Origin of the sequence: Psychromonas aquatilis, assembly GCF_038155185.1 — a bacterium.
GTDB classification, from domain to species: domain Bacteria; phylum Pseudomonadota; class Gammaproteobacteria; order Enterobacterales; family Psychromonadaceae; genus Psychromonas; species Psychromonas aquatilis.
Window position 1 is genome coordinate 1 of sequence record NZ_JBAKAZ010000213.1, and the last position, 256, is coordinate 256.

Consider the following 256-nt stretch of genomic DNA (forward strand, 5'->3'; position numbering starts at 1 on the left):
TTGTTAGCTCGTTTTGTTGATTGATCCAGTCTTCAAAACCGGGTGCTGCATCGACTAAATCAATTCGGTCTTGTGGGCGTATAGGCCCTGCAATCGCTGGTACCACTTGCTCTAAATCGAGGCTGACTTGCGCGTGGTATTCAGCTTTTTGTTGCGACTCACTTCGCCACATACCTTGCGCTTTTGCATAGGCTTCTATGATATCGATTTGCTCTTGGGTTCTGCCTGTTAGCTCGAGATATTTTGATGTTTGTTG

Annotated in this window: 1 protein-coding gene; it reads right to left on the reverse strand. The window is 46.1% G+C overall.

Going from position 1 to position 256, the window contains the following annotated elements; all coding sequences use genetic code 11:
- Positions 1 to 256, reverse strand: a 256-nt coding sequence (locus V6256_RS15380; protein ID WP_341599126.1) for an aconitase family protein, incomplete at both ends; no start/stop codon positions are given.